This window comes from Marinomonas polaris DSM 16579, assembly GCF_900129155.1.
Taxonomy (GTDB): Bacteria; Pseudomonadota; Gammaproteobacteria; order Pseudomonadales; family Marinomonadaceae; genus Marinomonas; species Marinomonas polaris.
In genome coordinates this window covers 134,970-153,157 of the sequence record NZ_FQVF01000004.1, presented here as the reverse complement: position 1 = coordinate 153,157, position 18,188 = coordinate 134,970, and the positions used below count along the sequence as shown (strand labels likewise).

Genomic DNA, 18,188 nt, shown 5'->3' with positions numbered 1-18,188 from the left:
GTTCATAATGACAAGCACAGAAACAAACCTGTTCAGCCCGGTAAAATTGGGAAGCATAGAATTGCCAAATCGTTTTATCATGGCGCCTTTGACACGTACTCGAGCGCCTGGACATCAACCAAATGCTTTGATGGCCGAGTACTATGCTCAACGAGCAAGTACCGGATTGTTGATTACGGAATGCACCATGGTAACGGAAGGTACGTCCACGTTTGGTGACGACCCAGGTATTTACTCCCAAGAGCAAATCGAAGGCTGGAAACTAACGACAAACGCTGTACATGAAAAAGGCGGTCGTATCTTTATGCAAATTTGGCATGGCGGGCGTGCAGCCCATCCTTTGTTGAATGGTGGTAAAGAGTCGGTTTCTGCCAGCGCCATTGCTATCGATGGTGAAACCCATACACCAGAAGGTAAAAAACCATACGCAGTGCCTCGTGCATTAACGGTTGATGAGATAAAAAGCATTGTTAATGACTTCCGCCAAGCCGCGATCAACGCGAAAGAAGCCGGCTTTGATGGCGTAGAAATTCATGGTGCGAATGGTTATTTGATCGATCAATTTTTGCGTGAAAGTTCAAATCAACGTACTGATGAATACGGTGGTTCTTTGGAGAACCGTTCGCGCTTTTTGATGGAAGTACTTGATGCGGTAACGGGAGTATTGGGCAGTGAGCGCGTGGGCTTGCGTTTATCGCCGCTTAACAGCTTCCAGAGCATGAAAGAGAGTGACCCTGTGGCTTGGACGCGCTTTTTGAGTGAACACCTAAACCGATTTAACTTGGCGTACTTACATTTGATGCGTGCGGATTTCTTTGGTTTGCAACAAGCTGACGTTGTAAGCGCGGCGCGTGAATCTTATAAAGGCCATTTAATGGTCAATATGGGCTATTCCCCTGAAGAAGCCAATCAGGTTATTGAGAGTAATCAAGCAGACAGTGTGGCGTTTGGCAAAGGCATTCTTGCTAACCCAGACTTTGTTGAACGTGTTCAAGCTGGAGCGGAATTAAACGAACCTAACCCAGACACTTTCTATACGTCTGGTAAAGAAGGTTATACCGATTATCCGTTTATGACGGCGTAATATGTCAACTTGATGTAGCCAACAAAAACGCCAAGGCATTTGCCTTGGCGTTTTTGTTTCTGATGGCTCAATTAGCCAGGAAGGATTGCTCTTACGGCGATAAATAGAATAGAAGGCCCTAAAAGACAACCAAGTGCCGTGTAGAAGGCTGCAGTAATACAGCCATAAGGAACAAGCTTAGCGTCAGTCGCTGCAAGTCCTGCAGCAACACCGCTCGATGTTCCCATCAGACCACCAAATATAATGGCCGTTCTTGGGTTATTAAGACGAATAAGTGGCGCGACAAATGGTGTTGCCACCATAACAAGGATTGATTTCACCAAACCAGCTGCAATGGACAATGCCATAACTTCTGAACTTGCGCCTATTGCAGCACCCGTTACAGGTCCAACAATATAAGTGATCGCTCCAGCACCAATGGTGGTTATGCTAACGGCGTCGGTATAGCCAAACATTACGGCTACGACAGCACCAACGATAAAAGAAGAAAAAATACCGAAGATAAGGGCGGTAACGCCAGCCATTCCTGCACGTTTTAATTCATCTATTTTGACACCAAAGCCTGTAGCGACAATGGCGAAATCTCGCAACATTGAGCCGCCTAGTAAGCCGATACCAGATAATAAAGGAACGTTTACAACGCCTTTACTGCCACCAGTGCAAAGGCCGCCGAAATAGGCCATAGTTAAGCCCAATAAAATCGCAATAGCCGAGCCATGGATACGACCTTGAGTCAATTTAGCTGAAAGCCAATACGAGACCCACATAGTAAAACCTATAACGGCAAATCCAGTGATTAAGCTGTATTTCGTGCTAACTAAAAGTAAAGATTCGAACATACAGTCACCTTATAGGTTATTAGTTGATTTAGTGGAATTAGCAGATTCTGTATTGTCGCTGTTTCCCATACGATCAATAACAGGCACTAAAGCAAATGCGACAACAACCGCCATGACGCCGGCAAGGATTGCCATTGGGCCGCCGCTTAATGCACCATGAACGTTTTGTGTTGCAGCCATAGCGACAACAACAGGTATGTATATGGCGCTCCAGAACTCAACACCTTGTTCTGTTTTTGCATCGATATAGCCTTTTTTATTTAAATAGCTGCCTGCAACAATTAGTAAGATCATGGCAATACCAACACCGCCAACATTCGCAGGAAGACCCATTAAGTTGCCTAAAATCTGCCCTATACTAATCCCTGCTAACGTACATATTGATAATAACGCGACGCCGTAAATAATCATTTTTTTCTCCCACTCTTATCATTTTTGTTTTTGGATGAAAGTACTGCACTGGTCTATAAAGTTGTGTTTACCTCCCGGCTTCAGCCTCATGTTCTTAGGTGTGTTCATAAAATAGTCTTAAGATTTATGTTTTCGATACTGTAGCATTCACCACCGTTTAAAACCTTCCGAAATAGCCCTGTCAGAGTACTGCCAGGAGGCATTTCTAGAGCTTTGTTTACACCTCGCTCAGCAAGCATCTGACAGCTGTCATACCAATGTAATTGGTGTGCCATGTTTAGTGCTAAATCTTCTTTTATATCATCAGGCTTGCGTAAGACTCGAGCTTTGGCGGCACTGACATATAGACTGTTAGATGTCTTCAACGTGATGGCTTGAAACATGGCAAGAAGTTTTTCCGACTGCTCTTTGAGTAGAGGGCAGTGCGAGGGTACGGTTACATCTAAAAAGACGCTTGCACCAATCCCTTGGCTTCTAACTTGTTCAGCTGCGTTTTTTAAAACTCGCTTTTCTCCAGCAAGGACGAACTGATATTCTCCATTAAGATTAGCAAGATAAACTTTTTCGCCCTTTTCTTGAAGTAAATTTACGGCGGCTTGCACATGTTTAAATTCTGCTCCGGTGATTGCAAGCATGCCATATCCACTAGGGTAAGCTGACTTCATGGAATCGGCGCGAGCTTTTACTAATCGTAATGCATCGCCAAAATCTAGACTTCCTGCTACCACTGCTGCAGGGTAAGCCCCGATAGAAAGACCTAAAACGTAGTCAGGTTTTATTCCTACGTTTTGTAAATATTGTCCCCAAGCCACTCCACAAATTAATAGTGCAAGCTGCACATTCACCGTATCAGTGAGCGCTTCTTGGGAATCTAGTGCGTTTAGTTTTACGCCTAAGATATCCTCAGCCTGTTGTTTTATAAGGGTCACATTAGGATGATCTGGTAAGTTTTGTAACATGTGAGCACGCTGCGACCCTTGCCCCGGAAAGGTAAATACTTGAGTCATAATTGCCTACCTCCTTCCCAAGGATTAGCGACCAAAAATGGGCCTTTTTCCGTTTTAATAAGCACTGTCGAACTTTCACCAGCCCACTCTAATAATGCCATTGCTCCGGTCATTGTTTCGATTTGAATATCTAGGCGGCATGGTAATTCGCCTAGCTCTTTCAATAGCTCCCGTGCAAAGGATTTACTTAATGGCTTTGGTGCCTTGATGACTAAGTCCAGATCACTTTTCGCATGGATTTGCTTATCTCCAGTTGCAAGCTCGTAACCAAGGCTTCCGGTAATCCCCCACTCTAAATTATGACCGTTGAGCATTTGGGCGACTATTTCCAGAGCCTGTAAAACGGGGGCTTTAAAGCGATCTTGATGATCTAACCAAGCTTGTGCCCTTGTTATTTCATAAGGCGTTAAGCTCGACTGCACCGCAGATAGAGGAGCATAAGCGGCACAACGTTCACTTTTGTTAGCACCACGAACACCTACTGCGACAAGCTCTGCTATCGAAACCAGTTCTCGGCGCACGACAACTGGGCCATTTCCACTTGTTACCCAATCAGGTAGGTCTGGCTTTTCAGCACCAGCAACAAGCAGAGAACGGTCAAGCCAGAGTAAATCGTGCGCCATCCACATCATAAGTTTGGCTCAGCCTTTTTCCATTGAGCGCGAAGCAGTTCACGAACTCGACGTGATGCACCTCTATTTTCACCTTGTAAACGCTTTGTTATTTGCGTGTCGCCCTTCAGGCTTTCTAAGGCATCGGCTAATAGGATTTGCACTAGCTCAATATCTTTAGAAGAAGGTGCATCAGCACTGCTTACATCGATAAACTTTTCAATCAGCCCAAGCGTTGCGAAGCTTTTAAGGTCGTAAGCCATTGGCGGTATGGTTTTGGCTAGTTGATCTAATTCCTCTTCAGAGCGCATGGTAATTCGAGCCGCCGCGGCTTTGCCCATCGCATGCACCATGACGCCATCGTCATTTAGGGCAAGAATCGTATTGGCTTGATAGCCGTGAGCTAAAAATGCTCCTGACATGGCTTTTCCGACGAGTAGCGAAATAACGGGATGGCCTGCTTGTCTGGCTTGAGCATAAGCAGAAACGGCAGCCGCTAAGGCTTGGTGAATACCAAGCGCTTCTTCTCTTCGTCCATAAGCCTGACTAGGTACATCGACAATGGCGATAATGGCTGATTTTTGTTCGCTTTCAGCGTCTTTAGAAACAATATTATGGATAGCATCCGCCAGTGCCCAACCTTCCAAAAGCCCTACCTCGCCATTAATGGCTCTTGGGTAGAGGTTATTTTTATCGGGTTGAACCAATATCAGTGAGCATGGAAGTTCAGCTAAGTTGCCATTGGCAATCATCACCGAGGGAACGGCACCTTCATGCACCATCATATTGTCTGCTAATAGATCAAACCAAACACGACCACGGTGCGTTTTTACGGTATCTGTCTTGATTGCTGCAGTGTTCATAATGATGCTCCCTTAGCGAAAATCTCACGTGCTGCTTCAGAGGTAATTTGATGCTGCGTATCTACATTTTTTAGTCTGTCTAAAGAGGACTGAATTGCTTCGCTGCGGAAGGTATCTGGTACGCCTTTGCGTAAATATTCTTGTACTTTGTTACGAACTTCTATGACATCTGAGCCAAAAAAATCGTCAACCAAACCTGTCGTATAACGTTGCTCGCCTCCGGTTAAACCCCAGATAAAAGGGCGATCACGAGAGTCATATTCACCAACGCCAGCTTCTTGCTCAATAACTTGTGGGCCGTTTAATCCAAGGCGACCTTCACGAGTCATTAATAAATAGCTGCACAGACCTGCGGTAATAGACATGCCACCAAAACAACCAACCGGACCGGTAATTAAAGCCACAACAGGCTGCAGTTTTCGTAACGCCACAATGGCTGATTGAATCTCGGCAATCGCGGCCAAACCTAAATTTGCTTCTTGTAGACGAACACCACCGGTTTCGAACATTAATACAGCGGCAATTGATTCTCCTGCTTGGTTCGCTTCAACGGCTAATTCAAGAGCGCCCGCTATTTTTGCCCCAGCTACTTCACCCAAACTGCCCCCCTGAAAGCTGCCATCAATCGCGATGGCAATCACAGACTTGCCATCAATTGCGCCACGAGCAACCACTACGCCATCATCAAACTGAGGCACAATGCCTTGTACTTCTAACCAAGGCGAAATAACTCGGTCGAATGGTGTAACCAGTTCACGCATCGATCCCGAATCCAATACGTATTCAATTCGTTTTCTTGCGCCTTGTTCAACAAAGTTAGTGTTTAATCTTGAGTCTTGAGCGTTACTCATAAGACGCCTCCTTGGTTAAGGCTTGCTCTAATGCTTGTTCTAAACGTAAACGAATCACGCCCGGTGTCGCAGAAAAATCATGAATGTCCATGCGCATCATAGGTAAAGGTTGATTGGCTTCAATACGTTCGATAAGAGCGAGCCAACGTTGTTCTCCAGCCGAGCTAGAAGAGTGGATATAGATGTCAGCTTGAGGACTATCGCTGTTATCAATCATGACTTCTAAATCACCTGACCCAACATAGCCCACTAAGGTTTGATTAATGGGGGCTTTACGAGCAGGGCGAACAATATGAAAAGTATCCATAAAAACTCCTAAATTAGTGGCTAGTAGTCTGGTGAGTCAGGCTGTCTATAAACAGGGTCGCAGCCAATAAATCGGCAGCGCCACCAGGAGAGGCATTTAATCGCAATAAGTCTTGCTCTAATTTGTTAAGCAACTGACGACCTAATAATGTGCCTGTACCACCCGCATCAAGCACGGCATTAGCGCCTTGCTGCATGGTGTTTATCCCTTCAAGTCCTGCTCGTGACGCAACACAGGTGTCTGAAAGTCGCGTCATAATGGCTAATAATGCGTTAAGTTGAGCATCAGACTCTGAGTCGCCTCGAGCTCTGCTGATGAACAACATGGGAAGTCCGAGTTCTTGGATATGAGGAAAGCCTTGTTGCGCCTCTTCCTTCGCACCTGATAAGCCATATTGGTGGCGAACTTGTAAGCCGTTACTTAGGTACACGGCTTTAAGTCCTTCGTCAGGTAAGTTTGCTAAACGCGCAGCGTCATTAAATAACTCATCAAGCGTGTTAGCTTTAGTCGCCGCGGCGACTAATAACCCTAATGCCCAGATTGCACCTTTATGAGTATTAACGCCGTTTGTCTCTTGGCGCATCGCTTGTTCTGCATCACGACCAATGGCACCAATATTCCGACGCAGCTCAGAACCTATTGGGCGCACGATTGCATTTTCAGCCATCTTGCAAAAGTAAGGTTCAAGGCAATGAGCAGATCTCATTAACAAATCCACATCCATATCAGTGTGGGCACCAGAACCTCGTGAATCTACGAGGGCTGGCTTTGGACTCAAGGACGCTTCTTCCTTCAGTGCCTGAGAAGCAAGATGAGCTAGGTTCTCTGGATCAAGGCGCAACAGTTTGCTTACATCTGGAGCTGTTGAATTTCGTAATAAAATAGTCATTACCAACTCCTGAATTTTGCTGGTGGCTTATAGAGACCATTTGACCATGTTTCAAGGTCTGAAATACTTGAAGCCGCCAACAAATCCCGGCTAGCATCGCTTCTTCGTATGCCTAAGTCTTCTGGGTAAGCAACCAAACCATCGCGTCGTAATTGAGCTGTAACTTCAGGGTTTTGGCTGAGTCCCAGTGGCGTAACGCCAGCCACTGCAGCGATCATTGCTCGGCGTTGTTCTAGTGATTCGGCTTTATACACATAAGCGATGCCTTCCTCGGTCAGAACATGAGTTACATCGCTGGCATAAATCATCACCGGAGCCAATGGCATTTTGTAATCACGCGCCATGGCCAGAGCATCGAGCTCTTCTACAAAGGTCGATTTATTACTGTCTTGATAGGTTTCTACCATTTGGACGACAAGCTTGCGGCCTTTGCTTAACAAAGAGTCATCGGGCTTCATATCCAGCCAAGCGGGCGATGAATGTCTTCGTCCGCCTGGGTCATGACCCATATTTGGCGCGCCGCCAAAGCCGGCTAGACGGCCTCGAGTGACGGTTGAAGAATTGCCATCGCCATCAACTTGTAACGTCGAGCCAATAAACATATCAACCGCGTATTGTCCTGCTAGCTGACAAAAGGCACGGTTAGAACGCATTGAGCCGTCTTTACCGGTAAAGAAAACATCCGGACGATTGGCAATATAATCTTCCATACCGAGTTCGGTGCCGAAACAATGCACGCTCTCAACCCAGCCAGTTTCAATCGCTGGGATCAAGGTTGGATGAGGGTTTAATGTCCAATGGCGGCAAATTTTGCCTTTTAGCCCTAACGACTCGCCATAGGTTGGCAAGAGCAACTCAATCGCTGCGGTATTAAAGCCGATACCATGATTTAGAGACTGTACTTGGTGTTTCGCGTAGATGCCTTTGATCGCCATCATGCCCATCAAAACTTGCAGTGGTGTAATAAGGCGAGGATCACGAGTAAACAAAGGTTCGATGAAGAAAGGTTGATCCGCTAAGACAATGTAATCGACCCAAGACGCCGGAATATCGACCCGCGGCAAGTCCGACACATCGTCGACAATTTCATTAACTTGAAAAATAACAATACCATCACGAAATGCTGCCGCTTCAACTAGTGCGGGCGTGTCTTCGGTACTTGGTCCTGTATAAATATTGCCTAATCTGTCTGCTTTAAAACCCGCTAGTAGTGCAATATTTGGATTAAGATCTACGTAAAGTCGAGCATACAACTCGATATAGGTGTGTATAGCGCCAACTTCTAAAAGGCCATCTTCCATTAGTTGGCCAATGCGTAAGCTTTGTGGGCCAGAAAAAGAGAAATCAAGTTTACGAGCAATACCCATCTCAAATAGATCCAAATGTTCGGATCGACTGATGCTAGGCATAATCATATGGAGGTTGTTGATTTTATCAGGGGAGACTTTTGCTAATGAACGAGAAAGGAAATCGGCTTGCTTCTGGTTATTGCCTTCTAGTACGACTTTATCACCAGGCTTTATTAACTGCTCCATGGCAGCAACGATGTTTTCTGTTGGAATGATAGACCCGTCAACTAGATGACTAAGATCTGACATACGGCGTTCTTTATTTTGACGTCGGCTGAACCAATTATGTCCAGAATCAGTATTCGTTTGCATCGCACTTCATCCTGTTTTTTCTTTCACAGTATGAAGGAAGGCATTCTCTATCAATCAAGGTGCTTGTGGAATCATTACTCTCATGCTAATAATCTTTGAAAAATAATAGAGAGCAGTGACGCTCTAATAAAAAGCTGGGAAAAATTATGTTTGATGAAATGATCACACTTAAAAAATTGGAAGTGTTTCTGACCTTTATGAAAGTGGGTACTTTGTCTGAGGCGGCCGAGAAGCTACAGCTCAGTTCAGTAAGTGTTCATCGGGCGATACACTCTCTTGAAGAAGGATTGAAGTGTCCTTTGTTTCGACAAGAAGGGCGATTACTGACGCCTTTACCCAGCGCTAGAGTGTTGGAAGAAAGGGTCACACAAGTATTAAATGACCTCCAAGACGGGATCACCAGCACTCGAGAAGTCGCCGGTATTTATTCCAATCAATTCAAATTAGGAGCGTTATATTCGCTCACTATCAGCACATTACCGCAGCTAATTGCAGGTCTTAAACGCCGCAAAAGTGACTTAAATATCGAGCTATCATTAGGTTCAAATGCTTCTTTATTAGGCAAGCTAAGATCCTTTGAACTCGATGTGATTCTTATCTCAGCGGAAAAAACCATTGATGATGTAGAGTATACCCACCTGCCTCTTTTTGAAGATGAGCTGATGTTGGCCGTGAGCTGTGATTCACCTCTTGCTAATAATAGCCAAATTAGGCTCGAGGATTTTCAGCACGAAAACTTTGTCACACTATCAGATGGGTTTGCTACCTCAGCAGATACCCAAAAAGTCTTTCAGAAAGCAGGGATACAACCCAATATTGCGATGGAATTGGGGGACATATTCTCGTTAATGAGCATGGTGAGTGGCGGTGTTGGTTACGCCATATTGCCACGTCGTGTAGAGCATGTCTTTGATACCAAAATAAAATTATTATCGATGGAAAATATGGCCGATATGAAACAGCAAGTGGTCATGGTGTGTCTATCGAGTCGTGAAAGAGATCCTAGAATCTTAAACTGCATCGCCGAATGTCGTAATTACGCACGAGAATACAAAGCAAGAATGTGATGCGGGAAATAAGAGAATTATTTGCCGCATCCCTTAATTAAGATAATTTGTTTACTTTAAATTGAGCACTTAAAGATAAAAGCTCGCTGCTGATTTTGGATAGATTTTCGCTAGCATCTGATACTTCATTTGCCCCTTCAGAGGAAGAATTGCCTAGCATTACAATTTGTGTAACGTTTTTATTTATTTCTTCCGCGACTAGGCTTTGTTCTTCGGCGGCACTTGCTATTTGGATGTTCATATCGGTTATTTCTGTTACACCTTTAGATATCTCGCCTAGTGCATCTTTAGCTTTGTACGCCTGCTCTATCGTTTTATTAGCATGTTCTTCGTTCACAGCCATTGCGCTTACTGCTTCTTTGCTACGGTTCTGAAGCATGTTAATAATATCATTGATTTTTAGTGTGGATTCTTGGGTTCGTGCTGCTAGCGTTCGAACTTCATCTGCAACGACAGCAAACCCTCGTCCTTGCTCTCCTGCTCGTGCCGCTTCAATTGCGGCATTTAATGCCAGCAAGTTAGTCTGTTCTGCAATACCGTTAATGACATCAAGTATTTGAGATATTTGCTGGCTGTCTTCGCTGAGCCGATGAACAACATTAGAAGAATTCTTTAGTTCAATATTTAATTTCTGTAAATGAGCCTCAGTACCCTCAATAGTCTGCAAACCTATCTTTGTAGCCTGATCCGCGTCTCTGGCTGAGGTGGCTGCCATTGATGCGTTATTGGCTATTTCATTTACTGTAGCAACCATTTCATGCATTGCTGTAGCTAGCTGCTCGCTCTCGCTTTGCTGCTGTAACATATTTTTTTGTGTCTGGTGGCTGACATCAGCTAAATGCTCAGAGGACGTAGCAAGTTGATTAGTTGTCCCTGTTATTTGCTTAACAATATTTTCAAAAGTTTCTAATAAATTGTTAATATTACTACTGATTTCTGATATTTCATCTTTACCTTCTATTTTTACTCTCTGAGATAGATCTTTATTAAAAGTTACATCATTAATAAATTGATTGAGTTTTAGTATTGGCATAGTAAGTTTTTTGGCAAAGAACAATCCAATAATGACAGCTAAAATACTGGCTCCAAGCAAGGAAAAGAGTGCTGTATTTAGAGTTGAATGAGCAAGATCTGTTGCTGCTTGAAACGCTTCTTTAGTATCAATTTCGCTGACCAAAACCCAATTAAGACCAGGGATTTTAACTGGAGTATAAGAGGATAAAACAGTAATGTTACGATAGTCTAAGATTGTCTTGTTTCCAGACTCTCCAGATAATGCCGCTCTGACAGACGGAGTATCTATTGTTTGAATTCCGACATTATTTTTTCGAAGTGATATTTCTTCTATTTCTTTTTTAGATATTTGAGTGTTTTTAAGACTAGCTATATAGCTATCAGGGTTTTCAGCTAAAAAACGATTAATACTTGCTGCTTTTAGATTATCGTTTACAAGGTAACTTTCTCCAGATAAACCTAGACCAGAGTTTGACCAATCATTATCGCCAGTCATTATGTTATTAATTTGATCTATGGGAATTTGAAAAGCTAATACGCCTGCTTTTTTTCCGTCTACGAATAGCGGTTTTGCTATAAATGAAGCTGCAGCTCCATAAGAAGCTGTATAAGGTGAAAAGTCTACAATAGCGTATTTTTCGTTGTTGCTGAGTTCATTTGCTTGACGGAAGACATTTGCTAGGCCGCTATCTATATTGGCTTCATTCATCAGTGAAGTTGCGAAATCTATTTCTTTATAGACACTATATACCACCTCGCCAGAAGGTGAGATTAAGAAAATATCATAAAGTCCGAATGTTTCTAAGTAACTACGGATATAAGGGTGATATTGAGCATGTACCTTATCGTAGTCTGCTGCAGAGTTTGCAGAATTCAGTTTATGTTTAGCACCGAGAGGCTGTTTGTTATTCGATATGTAACGATACTGTAAAGATTTTTCTTTGGCACTTAAAGAATCAATTAGCTTATTAATATCTATAGGTTTATGGTTTAGTCTTTCATATTCTTTTGAAAATATAGTTTCATAATAGGATACTAGGTTAGTATTTTCTTCTGTCGTTATACTCGAATTAGTGTTCTCGTTTTCAAAAGCAGAACTGAAATCAGCCATCGCTTTTTTAATGGTTGGATTGTTAGATTGTGCTGTTATTTGATTAACAGTAGAGTTTAGATAACGTTCAATGCCTTTTTTACGAGCTTCGCGGACCGCAATTAATTTATCGGTTGAAGATTGTTCTAGTGCCTCACTTGATTTTTCCTTGGTTTGGAAATAAATAACGCTCGTTAATAAGGAGAGCGATAAGAGAGTAGATAGTAAAAGAATGAAAGTGGTTTTTGCCTTAATAGACATATTTTAATCCTAAAGTACGATATCTGAGATATTCTAATTTCTTAGCGTTTTATCTCAAGTTAATAGTGTCGTAAAAACGTACCCTTTTTGTAATGTTAGATTTTTTTGAGTAATACAATGGGCTTTTGGTGTTAAGCAAAACCGAATTTTGAGCATGAAACATAACTATGAAAATAGCGACGATAGGCTTTGACTCAATGTTCTTTTTTCATGGAAAATGAGCTTCAATCTACCAATGTACGTGCCTCACTTTTAACAAGGTAAAACACCGTGACCATCGCTTCAGCTCTTATTTCCAAGTTGCCGTTAGTCGGCACTACTATTTTTACAAAAATGTCGGCGTTAGCCGTCGAGAAAGGCGCGATTAACCTGTCGCAAGGATTTCCAGATTTTCCACCGGATGCTCGATTATTAGAACGCGCGTCACAGGCGATTTTAACTGGTAATAATCAATACTCGCCTATGACTGGCTTGCCGATTTTAAGAGAAGCGATTGCCGGCTTGATCGAACGTCATTACGACCGAAAAGTTAACGCGTTTAGTGAGATTACGGTGACTAGCGGTGCGTCGGAAGCCATTTTTGATGCGATTGCTGCGTTAGTGCATGATGGCGATGAAGTTATTTTGTTCGATCCCGCTTACGATTTATATGAGCCAGCAGTGACCTTAGCGGGTGGTGTTTGTCGTCGAGTTACTTTGAGTGCGCCTGAGTTTCGCCCTGATTGGCAGGCGTTTTCTGAATTACTTAGTGATAAAACGCGTTTGGTCTTAATCAATACGCCACACAACCCAACGGGAAGCTGTTGGTTGGCAGAGGATTTAGAATCCTTATGGCAAGTGATTGCGAGTCGTGACATTTATGTACTGTCTGATGAAGTGTATGAATTTATCCACTTTAGTGAATCCGCAGTAAGTGTTCACAAACACACAGAGCTTTCAAAACGAAGCTTAGTGGTTTCTTCTTTTGGCAAAAGCTTTCACTTAACTGGCTGGAAAGTTGGCTACATTGTGGCGCCAGCGGAATTAACCGTGGAACTGCGCAAAGTGCATCAGTTTGTTTCTTTCTGCACCGCCACTCCTTTGCAGCAAGCCTTGGCGGAGCATCTTATTGCATTGCCTGAAGCTAGCACTGGCTTGGCGGCGTTCTATCAGCAAAAACGCGACGTACTGAGAAACGCATTAGTAGGTAGTCGCTTTACGTTACTGCCATGCGAAGGCACGTATTTTCAACTGCTGGATTACAGCCAGATTAGTGATCTGGACGATGTGGCATTTTGTGAGTGGCTAATTGACCAAGTCGGTGTAGCCGCGATTCCAGTCAGCGTGTTTTATCAGCAACCGCCAAAAGATCAACGCATTATCCGCCTGTGTTTTGCCAAAGAAGAAAGCACCTTGCTTGAAGCCGCTCGTCGTTTAAGTGAGCTTTAATCAATAGAGTGAGTAGCGCAAAGAAAAGTCATTAGAAAAAAGTCACAAAAAAGCCAACGTCGATGTTCGGACATCTCGTTGGCTTTTTAATGACTGCTTAATTCATTGTTTGGTTTGGCTATTTAGTTTGGTAGCGCCTCAAACGCTGGAATATCGCCTAAATGCTCATCCCAGTTGCCTTTGCTGTCCATAAAAATATGCGCTTGTGGTGCTATATCGACGTCAGTGTCTAAGCAGCCAGCAGGAACGACAACTAAGCTGCGAGCTTTCGCATCGGTCGGCAAATTTGAGCTGCACACAGAGCAAAAAGTACGAGCAAAGTTTGTGTCTTCTAATCGATAAAAACTGAGTTTATCTTCGCCACTCAACCAAGTAAGCGTAGCACCCGGCGCAAATAAATTGGCGCAGTGTGCTGTGCCAGAGGTTTTTCTGCAGCGACTGCAATGGCAAAGGAAGAACTTCTTAAACTCGCCTTCCAATTCAAATTTAACCGTACCGCACAAGCAAGATCCAGTGTGAAGATGACTCATAATCGAATGCTCCAAAAAAGATATTAAAGGTTAAGCGCCAACGGAAAACATGCCTTCTAAATCATCTTTTGAATAAGCCTTAAATGCCAACATGGTTTCTGTTTTCAAAATGTAATCAATCTGTGCAAGGTGTTGTGTCACCAACTCAGATATTTCGTCATTGTTCTGAACACGAGCGATAGCGGCGATATCGTATGGACCACTAACTGAATAAACTTCAGACAAGCCTTTGATGGAAGCTAATTTTTCAGCGACTTGGTTGATGTGTTTTTTCTCAACAGAAAGCATGATGATAGCAGTAACCATGGGTGTTTCCTCTTCGGACTGTGAGTGACCGCTGTAATTTTAACAATTAATACCAGCGAATAGTTGGGAATTAAAGCACCTTAAGCGGCGATTTACAAAGGAACAAAGAGACAACTTATGTGGACGAATTGGAAAATATGTAGAGGTTAGAGCATTGCTTAGGATGGACGAAAAACGGCATGGAAAGCCATGCCGTTTGAAACACCAAAATAATGCTTAATTAATTGAAGCGGCTTGCAATGTGCGCAACGCGTTCACCGTAAAGACGAGCTGTTTCTAGGTCGCCTTCAGGAATAGCGTCGTTACCAGCGTCAGATGGAGACTGAACTAAAACGCCAACAGAACCACCTAGATTATTGACATCTTTGCGTGTAGCAGCAAGCGTATTAGATGGTGGAAGTCCTAAACTTACCCAAATGCCACCATGCTGAGATGCAAGCGTTTGTAGGTAAATAAGAGTGACTTGTTTGTCACCATTTAAACTTGCACTGTTGGTAAAACCACCGAATACTTTGTTCTTCCAAGCTAGAGTAAACCAGGCTTTAGATGTTGCATCAGCAAATTTCTTAAATTGCCAAGGTGCACCACCCATGTAAGTTGGGGCACCAAAAATAATGGCATCAGCCGCGTTTAATGTATCCCAATCCGCGTCTGTAATATCGCCATTTTCATCGATTTGAATACTTTCTGCGTTAGCACCCTTTGCAACGTACTCGGCAACGTGTTTGGTATGTCCATATCCTGAGAAGAAAACCACTACTGTCTTTTTCATTACTCACTCCAATGCTTTTGATTATATGAATACGAGGTAAGGCCTCGTCTTGTTTCAACAAAATTGATAGTATGTTTTAGAAACTAACTATACAAGAAGTAACCTTTTAGTGACTAGGTTACCTGAGGGAAACTACCTTGAACCAAGATAACGCGCCTTTATCCTATAGTATTTATGCCAAAGGCTGCCCAGCAAGAGCCTTTTTCGATCGTCTGGCTGATCACTGGACACTATTAATTATTAGGTTACTAAGAAAAGACTCATTTCGGTTTAATCAAATTAAACGTGAAATAGAAGGTATCTCGCAAAAAGTCTTGTCTCAAAAGCTCAAGCAACTAGAACGAGATGGCCTGATAACTCGTACTGCTTTTGCCACCGTGCCAGTGACAGTAGAGTATGAATTAACGGACTTAGGGCATGATTTTGCCCAAACGATTGAGCTGTTTGCTGATTGGGCAGAGCAAAATATAGAGCAGGTAAAACAGGCGCAAAAAAACTACGACGATGTTAATGCATAGAAGCTGGCTATACTTAGTCGCTACTTCCGGTTCTAGGGTTAACATTTAATTCCACTTCAAAGCCGTCTTGCTTACCCGCCGCTGGGGATTTGAGCTGCAAGGCAATTCCCGCTCCTGAGGTAATGGCATCGACAATCGCTAGCCCTAGACCTGAGCCGGAAGCGGTCGTATTTGCTCGCACAAACCGATTGCGCAACAAGGCGAGATCTTGCGGTGCAACAAGATCGCACTCATTCACCACTCGCAGCGTTCCATCTTCCAGCAAACTCACTTCCACTGGACGATTAGCTCGACCATGTTTGAGCGCATTTTCAATCAGATTACGCGCTAGAATGGCAAAGGCATCTGGGTCTAACAAAGAGTTAATATCACCTGTCGGCAAGGTTAATTTAATACGTTCTGGGGTTTGACGACTAAAGTCGCCCACTATCATCTTCAATATAGGTACAAGGTTATGTGGTTGTTGTGAAATGGCACCACCACCTTCTGCTTTGGCTAATTCGAGTAATTTCTCTGACTGCTTTGATAGACTTTTTAGCGAGCTTTCAACATCCGCAATTTGCCGTTTTAATTGCTCGTCTTGTGTGATCGATTTGATTCGTTGTACCTTGGCCAACGCTGTCGCCAGAGGCGTACGTAATTCATGGGCACTGTTGGCGGTAAAACTGCGTTCTGCTTCTAGTGTGCGGCGTAGTCGTTCGAGCAAGCGATTGACGGCCACAGCGATAGGTTTGAATTCTTTGGGTAGTTTTTCCATTTCCACTGGCGATAAGTTCCCTGCGCCACGTTCTTCAATAGCATGTTGAAAGATAACGACTTTACGAAGAGACAATCGAATAATCCACCAGATACCTAACAAACTAATTGGTGCTAAAAACAGTAAGGGAAGCAGTAGTGCAATCGCTGCCTCCATGAGATCTTCTTCCCTGTGCTCTAGCGGTTCAGCCACTGCAATATAAACATGGTGCTCTAATGCGGATGTGGTGTAAATCCGATGGGTCGAGGTATTAGAGAAGCCTATTTTTAGGTCTTCGCCAAATATCTGCGGATTGGCATCTTTAGAGCGCAATAGAACATTGCCTTGCTGGTCTTTGACTACATAGGTCAGGTATTCATCATCGTTTTCTAAAGTAGGGATACCTAATTTATCGTTATTTTGTTGTTTGAAGGAATCGGTAATCACCAAGGGCAGAATATGTTGGGCCGATTTTTTGAGCGCTTTGTCGAAAGATTCGTTCATCTCCTTTTGCACCACCAAACCCGAAGTTATGGCGTCGAATAGCCAAAGTAATGAGACTCCCAAAGTCAGGCCGATGCTCAGGCTTTTCTTTAAGCTGGTATTAGTGCTCATAAGTCTCCAAACGATAACCCATGTTTCTGACGGTAATAATGACATCTCGGCCTAGTTTCTTGCGTAACCGACTGATGTAAACTTCAATGGTGTTGCTCTCGATCTCGGCACCGAATTGGTACAAGCGGTCTTCAAGCTGCGAGCGAGATAGAAGCGTCCCTGGGCGTTGTACAAAGCCTTCGAATAGCGCCCATTCGCGCGCAGTCAACTCCACTGCTTGTCCATTCGCCCTAATGCGATGTTCACTCAGATCTATTTCTAAATGACCGATTTTGACGAGTGGATTTGGGTCGCCACGATAACGCCGAGCAACGGCTCCGACACGAGCGGATAATTCAGAAAGGTCGAAAGGCTTGATTAAATAATCGTCGGCTCCGGCGTTTAGTCCTTCAATTCGGTCAGACACCTGATCACGAGCTGTAAGAATGATTACGGGGGTTGAGTTTCCTGATTTTCTAAGGCTTTTTAAAAAATCAAAGCCATTACCATCCGGTAACATGAGATCGAGTAGAATCAAATTATAGCTGGTGGCTTTCACGCTGGCTTCGGCAAAACTCAGGCTTTGCACCCAATCTACAGCGTGGCCGTCGTCACGAATTTGATCCCGAACGGCTTCTCCTAACCCAGTTGTATCTTCTATTAACAATACTCGCATGCCATATCTCTGATTCTATTGTTTTGCTCATCATAGCTCATCGACCTGACATTAACCTGAATGACGCGGATTTTTGTCTTGTTAGCTTTTTGTGCCTTCTTAAGAACTTGTGTCTTTTTCAGAAAAACATTCGCGTTCAGCTCAGAGTCAGGTAAGGGTTATAGAGTGTGCTTAACAGACATAAAAGGAAACCACGATGAAACACATTCTATTGGCGTTAAGCATTTTTTCAGGCTTGGCATTGTCCATGTCAGCACAGGCTTGGGAAGTAACCTTTACTACCCAACTGGCTCGCTACAATGGCAGCGGCGCGTATTTTGCGATTTATCTTCTGGACGCCAATGACAAGTACCAGCAGACGATTTGGGTTGCAGGAAAAGAACGTAAGTATTATTCGCACTTACGTGGCTGGTCTCGTGCAAGCGGTAAAAAAAGTGCTGAATACGATGGCAAAACTGGAGCGAGCATTACCAGTGGTAGATCGTTAACCATTACCCAGAACATAGACGATAGCTTGATCGACTCTGGCTATAAAATAGTGATTGATAGCGCTGTCGAAGACGCAAACAGCAACCAAGCGGATGTGTCGACGCCTTTGACAACAGCAGGATCCGGCAAAGCAGTAATCGGATCTGGATACGTGATGTCATTTACCTACGATCTTAAATAAGCG

The 18,188-nt window shown here is 43.6% G+C and carries 20 protein-coding genes; 5 read left to right on the top strand and 15 right to left on the bottom strand.

What is annotated here, in order from left to right; all coding sequences use genetic code 11:
* Window positions 1-7 precede the first annotated feature (7 nt).
* Complete coding sequence (locus BUA59_RS04600) at window positions 8-1,084, top strand: alkene reductase (protein WP_072838552.1); 1,077 nt, start codon at window positions 8-10, stop codon at window positions 1,082-1,084.
* Window positions 1,085-1,155: 71 nt separating this feature from the next.
* On the opposite strand, the gene madM is transcribed toward BUA59_RS04600, so the two are convergent.
* From madM to mdcA, 9 genes are all read right to left on the bottom strand, one after another.
* Window positions 1,156-1,923, bottom strand: coding sequence for a malonate transporter subunit MadM (gene madM, locus BUA59_RS04595; RefSeq protein ID WP_072838551.1), 768 nt, complete (start codon window positions 1,921-1,923; stop codon window positions 1,156-1,158).
* A 9-nt stretch (window positions 1,924-1,932) separates the two neighbouring features.
* The gene (madL, locus tag BUA59_RS04590; RefSeq protein WP_072838550.1) at window positions 1,933-2,334 is read right to left on the bottom strand and encodes a malonate transporter subunit MadL; all 402 of its coding nucleotides are present in this window, start codon (window positions 2,332-2,334) and stop codon (window positions 1,933-1,935) included.
* Window positions 2,335-2,438: 104 nt separating this feature from the next.
* Complete coding sequence (locus BUA59_RS04585) at window positions 2,439-3,341, bottom strand: ACP S-malonyltransferase (RefSeq protein WP_072838549.1); 903 nt, start codon at window positions 3,339-3,341, stop codon at window positions 2,439-2,441.
* On the bottom strand, window positions 3,338-3,973 hold the full coding sequence (locus BUA59_RS04580) for a malonate decarboxylase holo-ACP synthase (protein WP_084122159.1): 636 nt from the start codon (window positions 3,971-3,973) through the stop codon (window positions 3,338-3,340). Before BUA59_RS04580 ends, BUA59_RS04585 begins: the two co-directional genes overlap by 4 nt.
* Complete coding sequence (gene mdcE / locus BUA59_RS04575) at window positions 3,970-4,815, bottom strand: biotin-independent malonate decarboxylase subunit gamma (protein ID WP_072838548.1); 846 nt, start codon at window positions 4,813-4,815, stop codon at window positions 3,970-3,972. Before mdcE ends, BUA59_RS04580 begins: the two co-directional genes overlap by 4 nt.
* Window positions 4,812-5,666, bottom strand: a complete 855-nt coding sequence (locus tag BUA59_RS04570) for a biotin-independent malonate decarboxylase subunit beta (RefSeq protein WP_072838547.1) — start codon at window positions 5,664-5,666, stop codon at window positions 4,812-4,814. Before BUA59_RS04570 ends, mdcE begins: the two co-directional genes overlap by 4 nt.
* A complete protein-coding gene (locus tag BUA59_RS04565) occupies window positions 5,659-5,973 on the bottom strand; it encodes a hypothetical protein (RefSeq protein ID WP_072838546.1) in 315 nt (104 codons plus the stop codon). The genes BUA59_RS04570 and BUA59_RS04565 overlap by 8 nt, the downstream gene beginning before the upstream one ends.
* A 13-nt stretch (window positions 5,974-5,986) precedes the next feature.
* A complete protein-coding gene (locus tag BUA59_RS04560; RefSeq protein WP_072838545.1) occupies window positions 5,987-6,862 on the bottom strand; it encodes a triphosphoribosyl-dephospho-CoA synthase in 876 nt (291 codons plus the stop codon).
* Complete coding sequence (mdcA, locus tag BUA59_RS04555; RefSeq protein ID WP_072838544.1) at window positions 6,862-8,523, bottom strand: malonate decarboxylase subunit alpha; 1,662 nt, start codon at window positions 8,521-8,523, stop codon at window positions 6,862-6,864. Before mdcA ends, BUA59_RS04560 begins: the two co-directional genes overlap by 1 nt.
* Before the next feature lie 146 nt (window positions 8,524-8,669).
* Here mdcA and BUA59_RS04550 point away from each other — a divergent pair, with 146 nt between their 5' ends.
* Window positions 8,670-9,590: a LysR family transcriptional regulator gene (locus BUA59_RS04550; protein ID WP_084122157.1), complete on the top strand. Its 921-nt coding sequence runs from the start codon at window positions 8,670-8,672 to the stop codon at window positions 9,588-9,590.
* 37 nt (window positions 9,591-9,627) lie between these two features.
* Here the strand turns inward: BUA59_RS04550 and BUA59_RS04545 are convergent, their stop codons facing one another.
* On the bottom strand, window positions 9,628-11,955 hold the full coding sequence (locus BUA59_RS04545) for a methyl-accepting chemotaxis protein (protein WP_072838542.1): 2,328 nt from the start codon (window positions 11,953-11,955) through the stop codon (window positions 9,628-9,630).
* Between the two features lie 270 nt (window positions 11,956-12,225).
* Between BUA59_RS04545 and BUA59_RS04540 the strand changes: the two genes are divergently transcribed.
* Window positions 12,226-13,383, top strand: a complete 1,158-nt coding sequence (locus tag BUA59_RS04540) for a methionine aminotransferase (RefSeq protein ID WP_072838541.1) — start codon at window positions 12,226-12,228, stop codon at window positions 13,381-13,383.
* A 122-nt stretch (window positions 13,384-13,505) separates the two neighbouring features.
* Here the strand turns inward: BUA59_RS04540 and BUA59_RS04535 are convergent, their stop codons facing one another.
* The 3 genes from BUA59_RS04535 to BUA59_RS04525 form a co-directional block, all read right to left on the bottom strand.
* Window positions 13,506-13,913 carry a GFA family protein gene (locus tag BUA59_RS04535; RefSeq protein ID WP_072838540.1) on the bottom strand — a complete coding sequence of 136 codons (408 nt, stop codon included), beginning with the start codon at window positions 13,911-13,913 and terminating at the stop codon, window positions 13,506-13,508.
* Window positions 13,914-13,943: 30 nt separating this feature from the next.
* A complete protein-coding gene (locus BUA59_RS04530) occupies window positions 13,944-14,219 on the bottom strand; it encodes an Lrp/AsnC family transcriptional regulator (RefSeq protein WP_072838539.1) in 276 nt (91 codons plus the stop codon).
* A 220-nt stretch (window positions 14,220-14,439) separates the two neighbouring features.
* A complete protein-coding gene (locus tag BUA59_RS04525; protein WP_072838538.1) occupies window positions 14,440-14,991 on the bottom strand; it encodes a flavodoxin family protein in 552 nt (183 codons plus the stop codon).
* A gap of 137 nt (window positions 14,992-15,128) precedes the next feature.
* Between BUA59_RS04525 and BUA59_RS04520 the strand changes: the two genes are divergently transcribed.
* The gene (locus tag BUA59_RS04520) at window positions 15,129-15,509 is read left to right on the top strand and encodes a winged helix-turn-helix transcriptional regulator (protein WP_072838537.1); all 381 of its coding nucleotides are present in this window, start codon (window positions 15,129-15,131) and stop codon (window positions 15,507-15,509) included.
* A 13-nt stretch (window positions 15,510-15,522) separates the two neighbouring features.
* Here the strand turns inward: BUA59_RS04520 and BUA59_RS04515 are convergent, their stop codons facing one another.
* Window positions 15,523-16,860, bottom strand: coding sequence for a sensor histidine kinase (locus tag BUA59_RS04515; RefSeq protein ID WP_072838536.1), 1,338 nt, complete (start codon window positions 16,858-16,860; stop codon window positions 15,523-15,525).
* Window positions 16,850-17,515 carry a response regulator transcription factor gene (locus tag BUA59_RS04510; protein ID WP_072838535.1) on the bottom strand — a complete coding sequence of 222 codons (666 nt, stop codon included), beginning with the start codon at window positions 17,513-17,515 and terminating at the stop codon, window positions 16,850-16,852. Before BUA59_RS04510 ends, BUA59_RS04515 begins: the two co-directional genes overlap by 11 nt.
* Before the next feature lie 196 nt (window positions 17,516-17,711).
* Between BUA59_RS04510 and BUA59_RS04505 the strand changes: the two genes are divergently transcribed.
* Window positions 17,712-18,185, top strand: a complete 474-nt coding sequence (locus tag BUA59_RS04505) for a DUF2271 domain-containing protein (RefSeq protein ID WP_072838534.1) — start codon at window positions 17,712-17,714, stop codon at window positions 18,183-18,185.
* Window positions 18,186-18,188 lie beyond the last annotated feature (3 nt).

Excerpts from the sequence above, each read along its gene's own strand:
- BUA59_RS04550 (WP_084122157.1), top strand. The coding sequence starts at position 8,670 with ATGTTTGATGAAATGATCACACTTAAAAAATTGGAAGTGTTTCTGACC.
- BUA59_RS04505 (WP_072838534.1), top strand. The coding sequence starts at position 17,712 with ATGAAACACATTCTATTGGCGTTAAGCATTTTTTCAGGCTTGGCATTG.
- BUA59_RS04545 (WP_072838542.1), bottom strand. The coding sequence starts at position 11,955 with ATGTCTATTAAGGCAAAAACCACTTTCATTCTTTTACTATCTACTCTC.
- mdcE (WP_072838548.1), bottom strand. The coding sequence starts at position 4,815 with ATGAACACTGCAGCAATCAAGACAGATACCGTAAAAACGCACCGTGGT.
- BUA59_RS04510 (WP_072838535.1), bottom strand. The coding sequence starts at position 17,515 with ATGCGAGTATTGTTAATAGAAGATACAACTGGGTTAGGAGAAGCCGTT.
- BUA59_RS04530 (WP_072838539.1), bottom strand. The coding sequence starts at position 14,219 with ATGGTTACTGCTATCATCATGCTTTCTGTTGAGAAAAAACACATCAAC.
- BUA59_RS04525 (WP_072838538.1), bottom strand. The coding sequence starts at position 14,991 with ATGAAAAAGACAGTAGTGGTTTTCTTCTCAGGATATGGACATACCAAA.
- BUA59_RS04515 (WP_072838536.1), bottom strand. The coding sequence starts at position 16,860 with ATGAGCACTAATACCAGCTTAAAGAAAAGCCTGAGCATCGGCCTGACT.
- madL (WP_072838550.1), bottom strand. The coding sequence starts at position 2,334 with ATGATTATTTACGGCGTCGCGTTATTATCAATATGTACGTTAGCAGGG.
- madM (WP_072838551.1), bottom strand. The coding sequence starts at position 1,923 with ATGTTCGAATCTTTACTTTTAGTTAGCACGAAATACAGCTTAATCACT.
- BUA59_RS04560 (WP_072838545.1), bottom strand. The coding sequence starts at position 6,862 with ATGACTATTTTATTACGAAATTCAACAGCTCCAGATGTAAGCAAACTG.
- BUA59_RS04580 (WP_084122159.1), bottom strand. The coding sequence starts at position 3,973 with ATGATGTGGATGGCGCACGATTTACTCTGGCTTGACCGTTCTCTGCTT.
- mdcA (WP_072838544.1), bottom strand. The coding sequence starts at position 8,523 with ATGCAAACGAATACTGATTCTGGACATAATTGGTTCAGCCGACGTCAA.
- BUA59_RS04570 (WP_072838547.1), bottom strand. The coding sequence starts at position 5,666 with ATGAGTAACGCTCAAGACTCAAGATTAAACACTAACTTTGTTGAACAA.
- BUA59_RS04565 (WP_072838546.1), bottom strand. The coding sequence starts at position 5,973 with ATGGATACTTTTCATATTGTTCGCCCTGCTCGTAAAGCCCCCATTAAT.
- BUA59_RS04535 (WP_072838540.1), bottom strand. The coding sequence starts at position 13,913 with ATGAGTCATCTTCACACTGGATCTTGCTTGTGCGGTACGGTTAAATTT.
- BUA59_RS04600 (WP_072838552.1), top strand. The coding sequence starts at position 8 with ATGACAAGCACAGAAACAAACCTGTTCAGCCCGGTAAAATTGGGAAGC.
- BUA59_RS04585 (WP_072838549.1), bottom strand. The coding sequence starts at position 3,341 with ATGACTCAAGTATTTACCTTTCCGGGGCAAGGGTCGCAGCGTGCTCAC.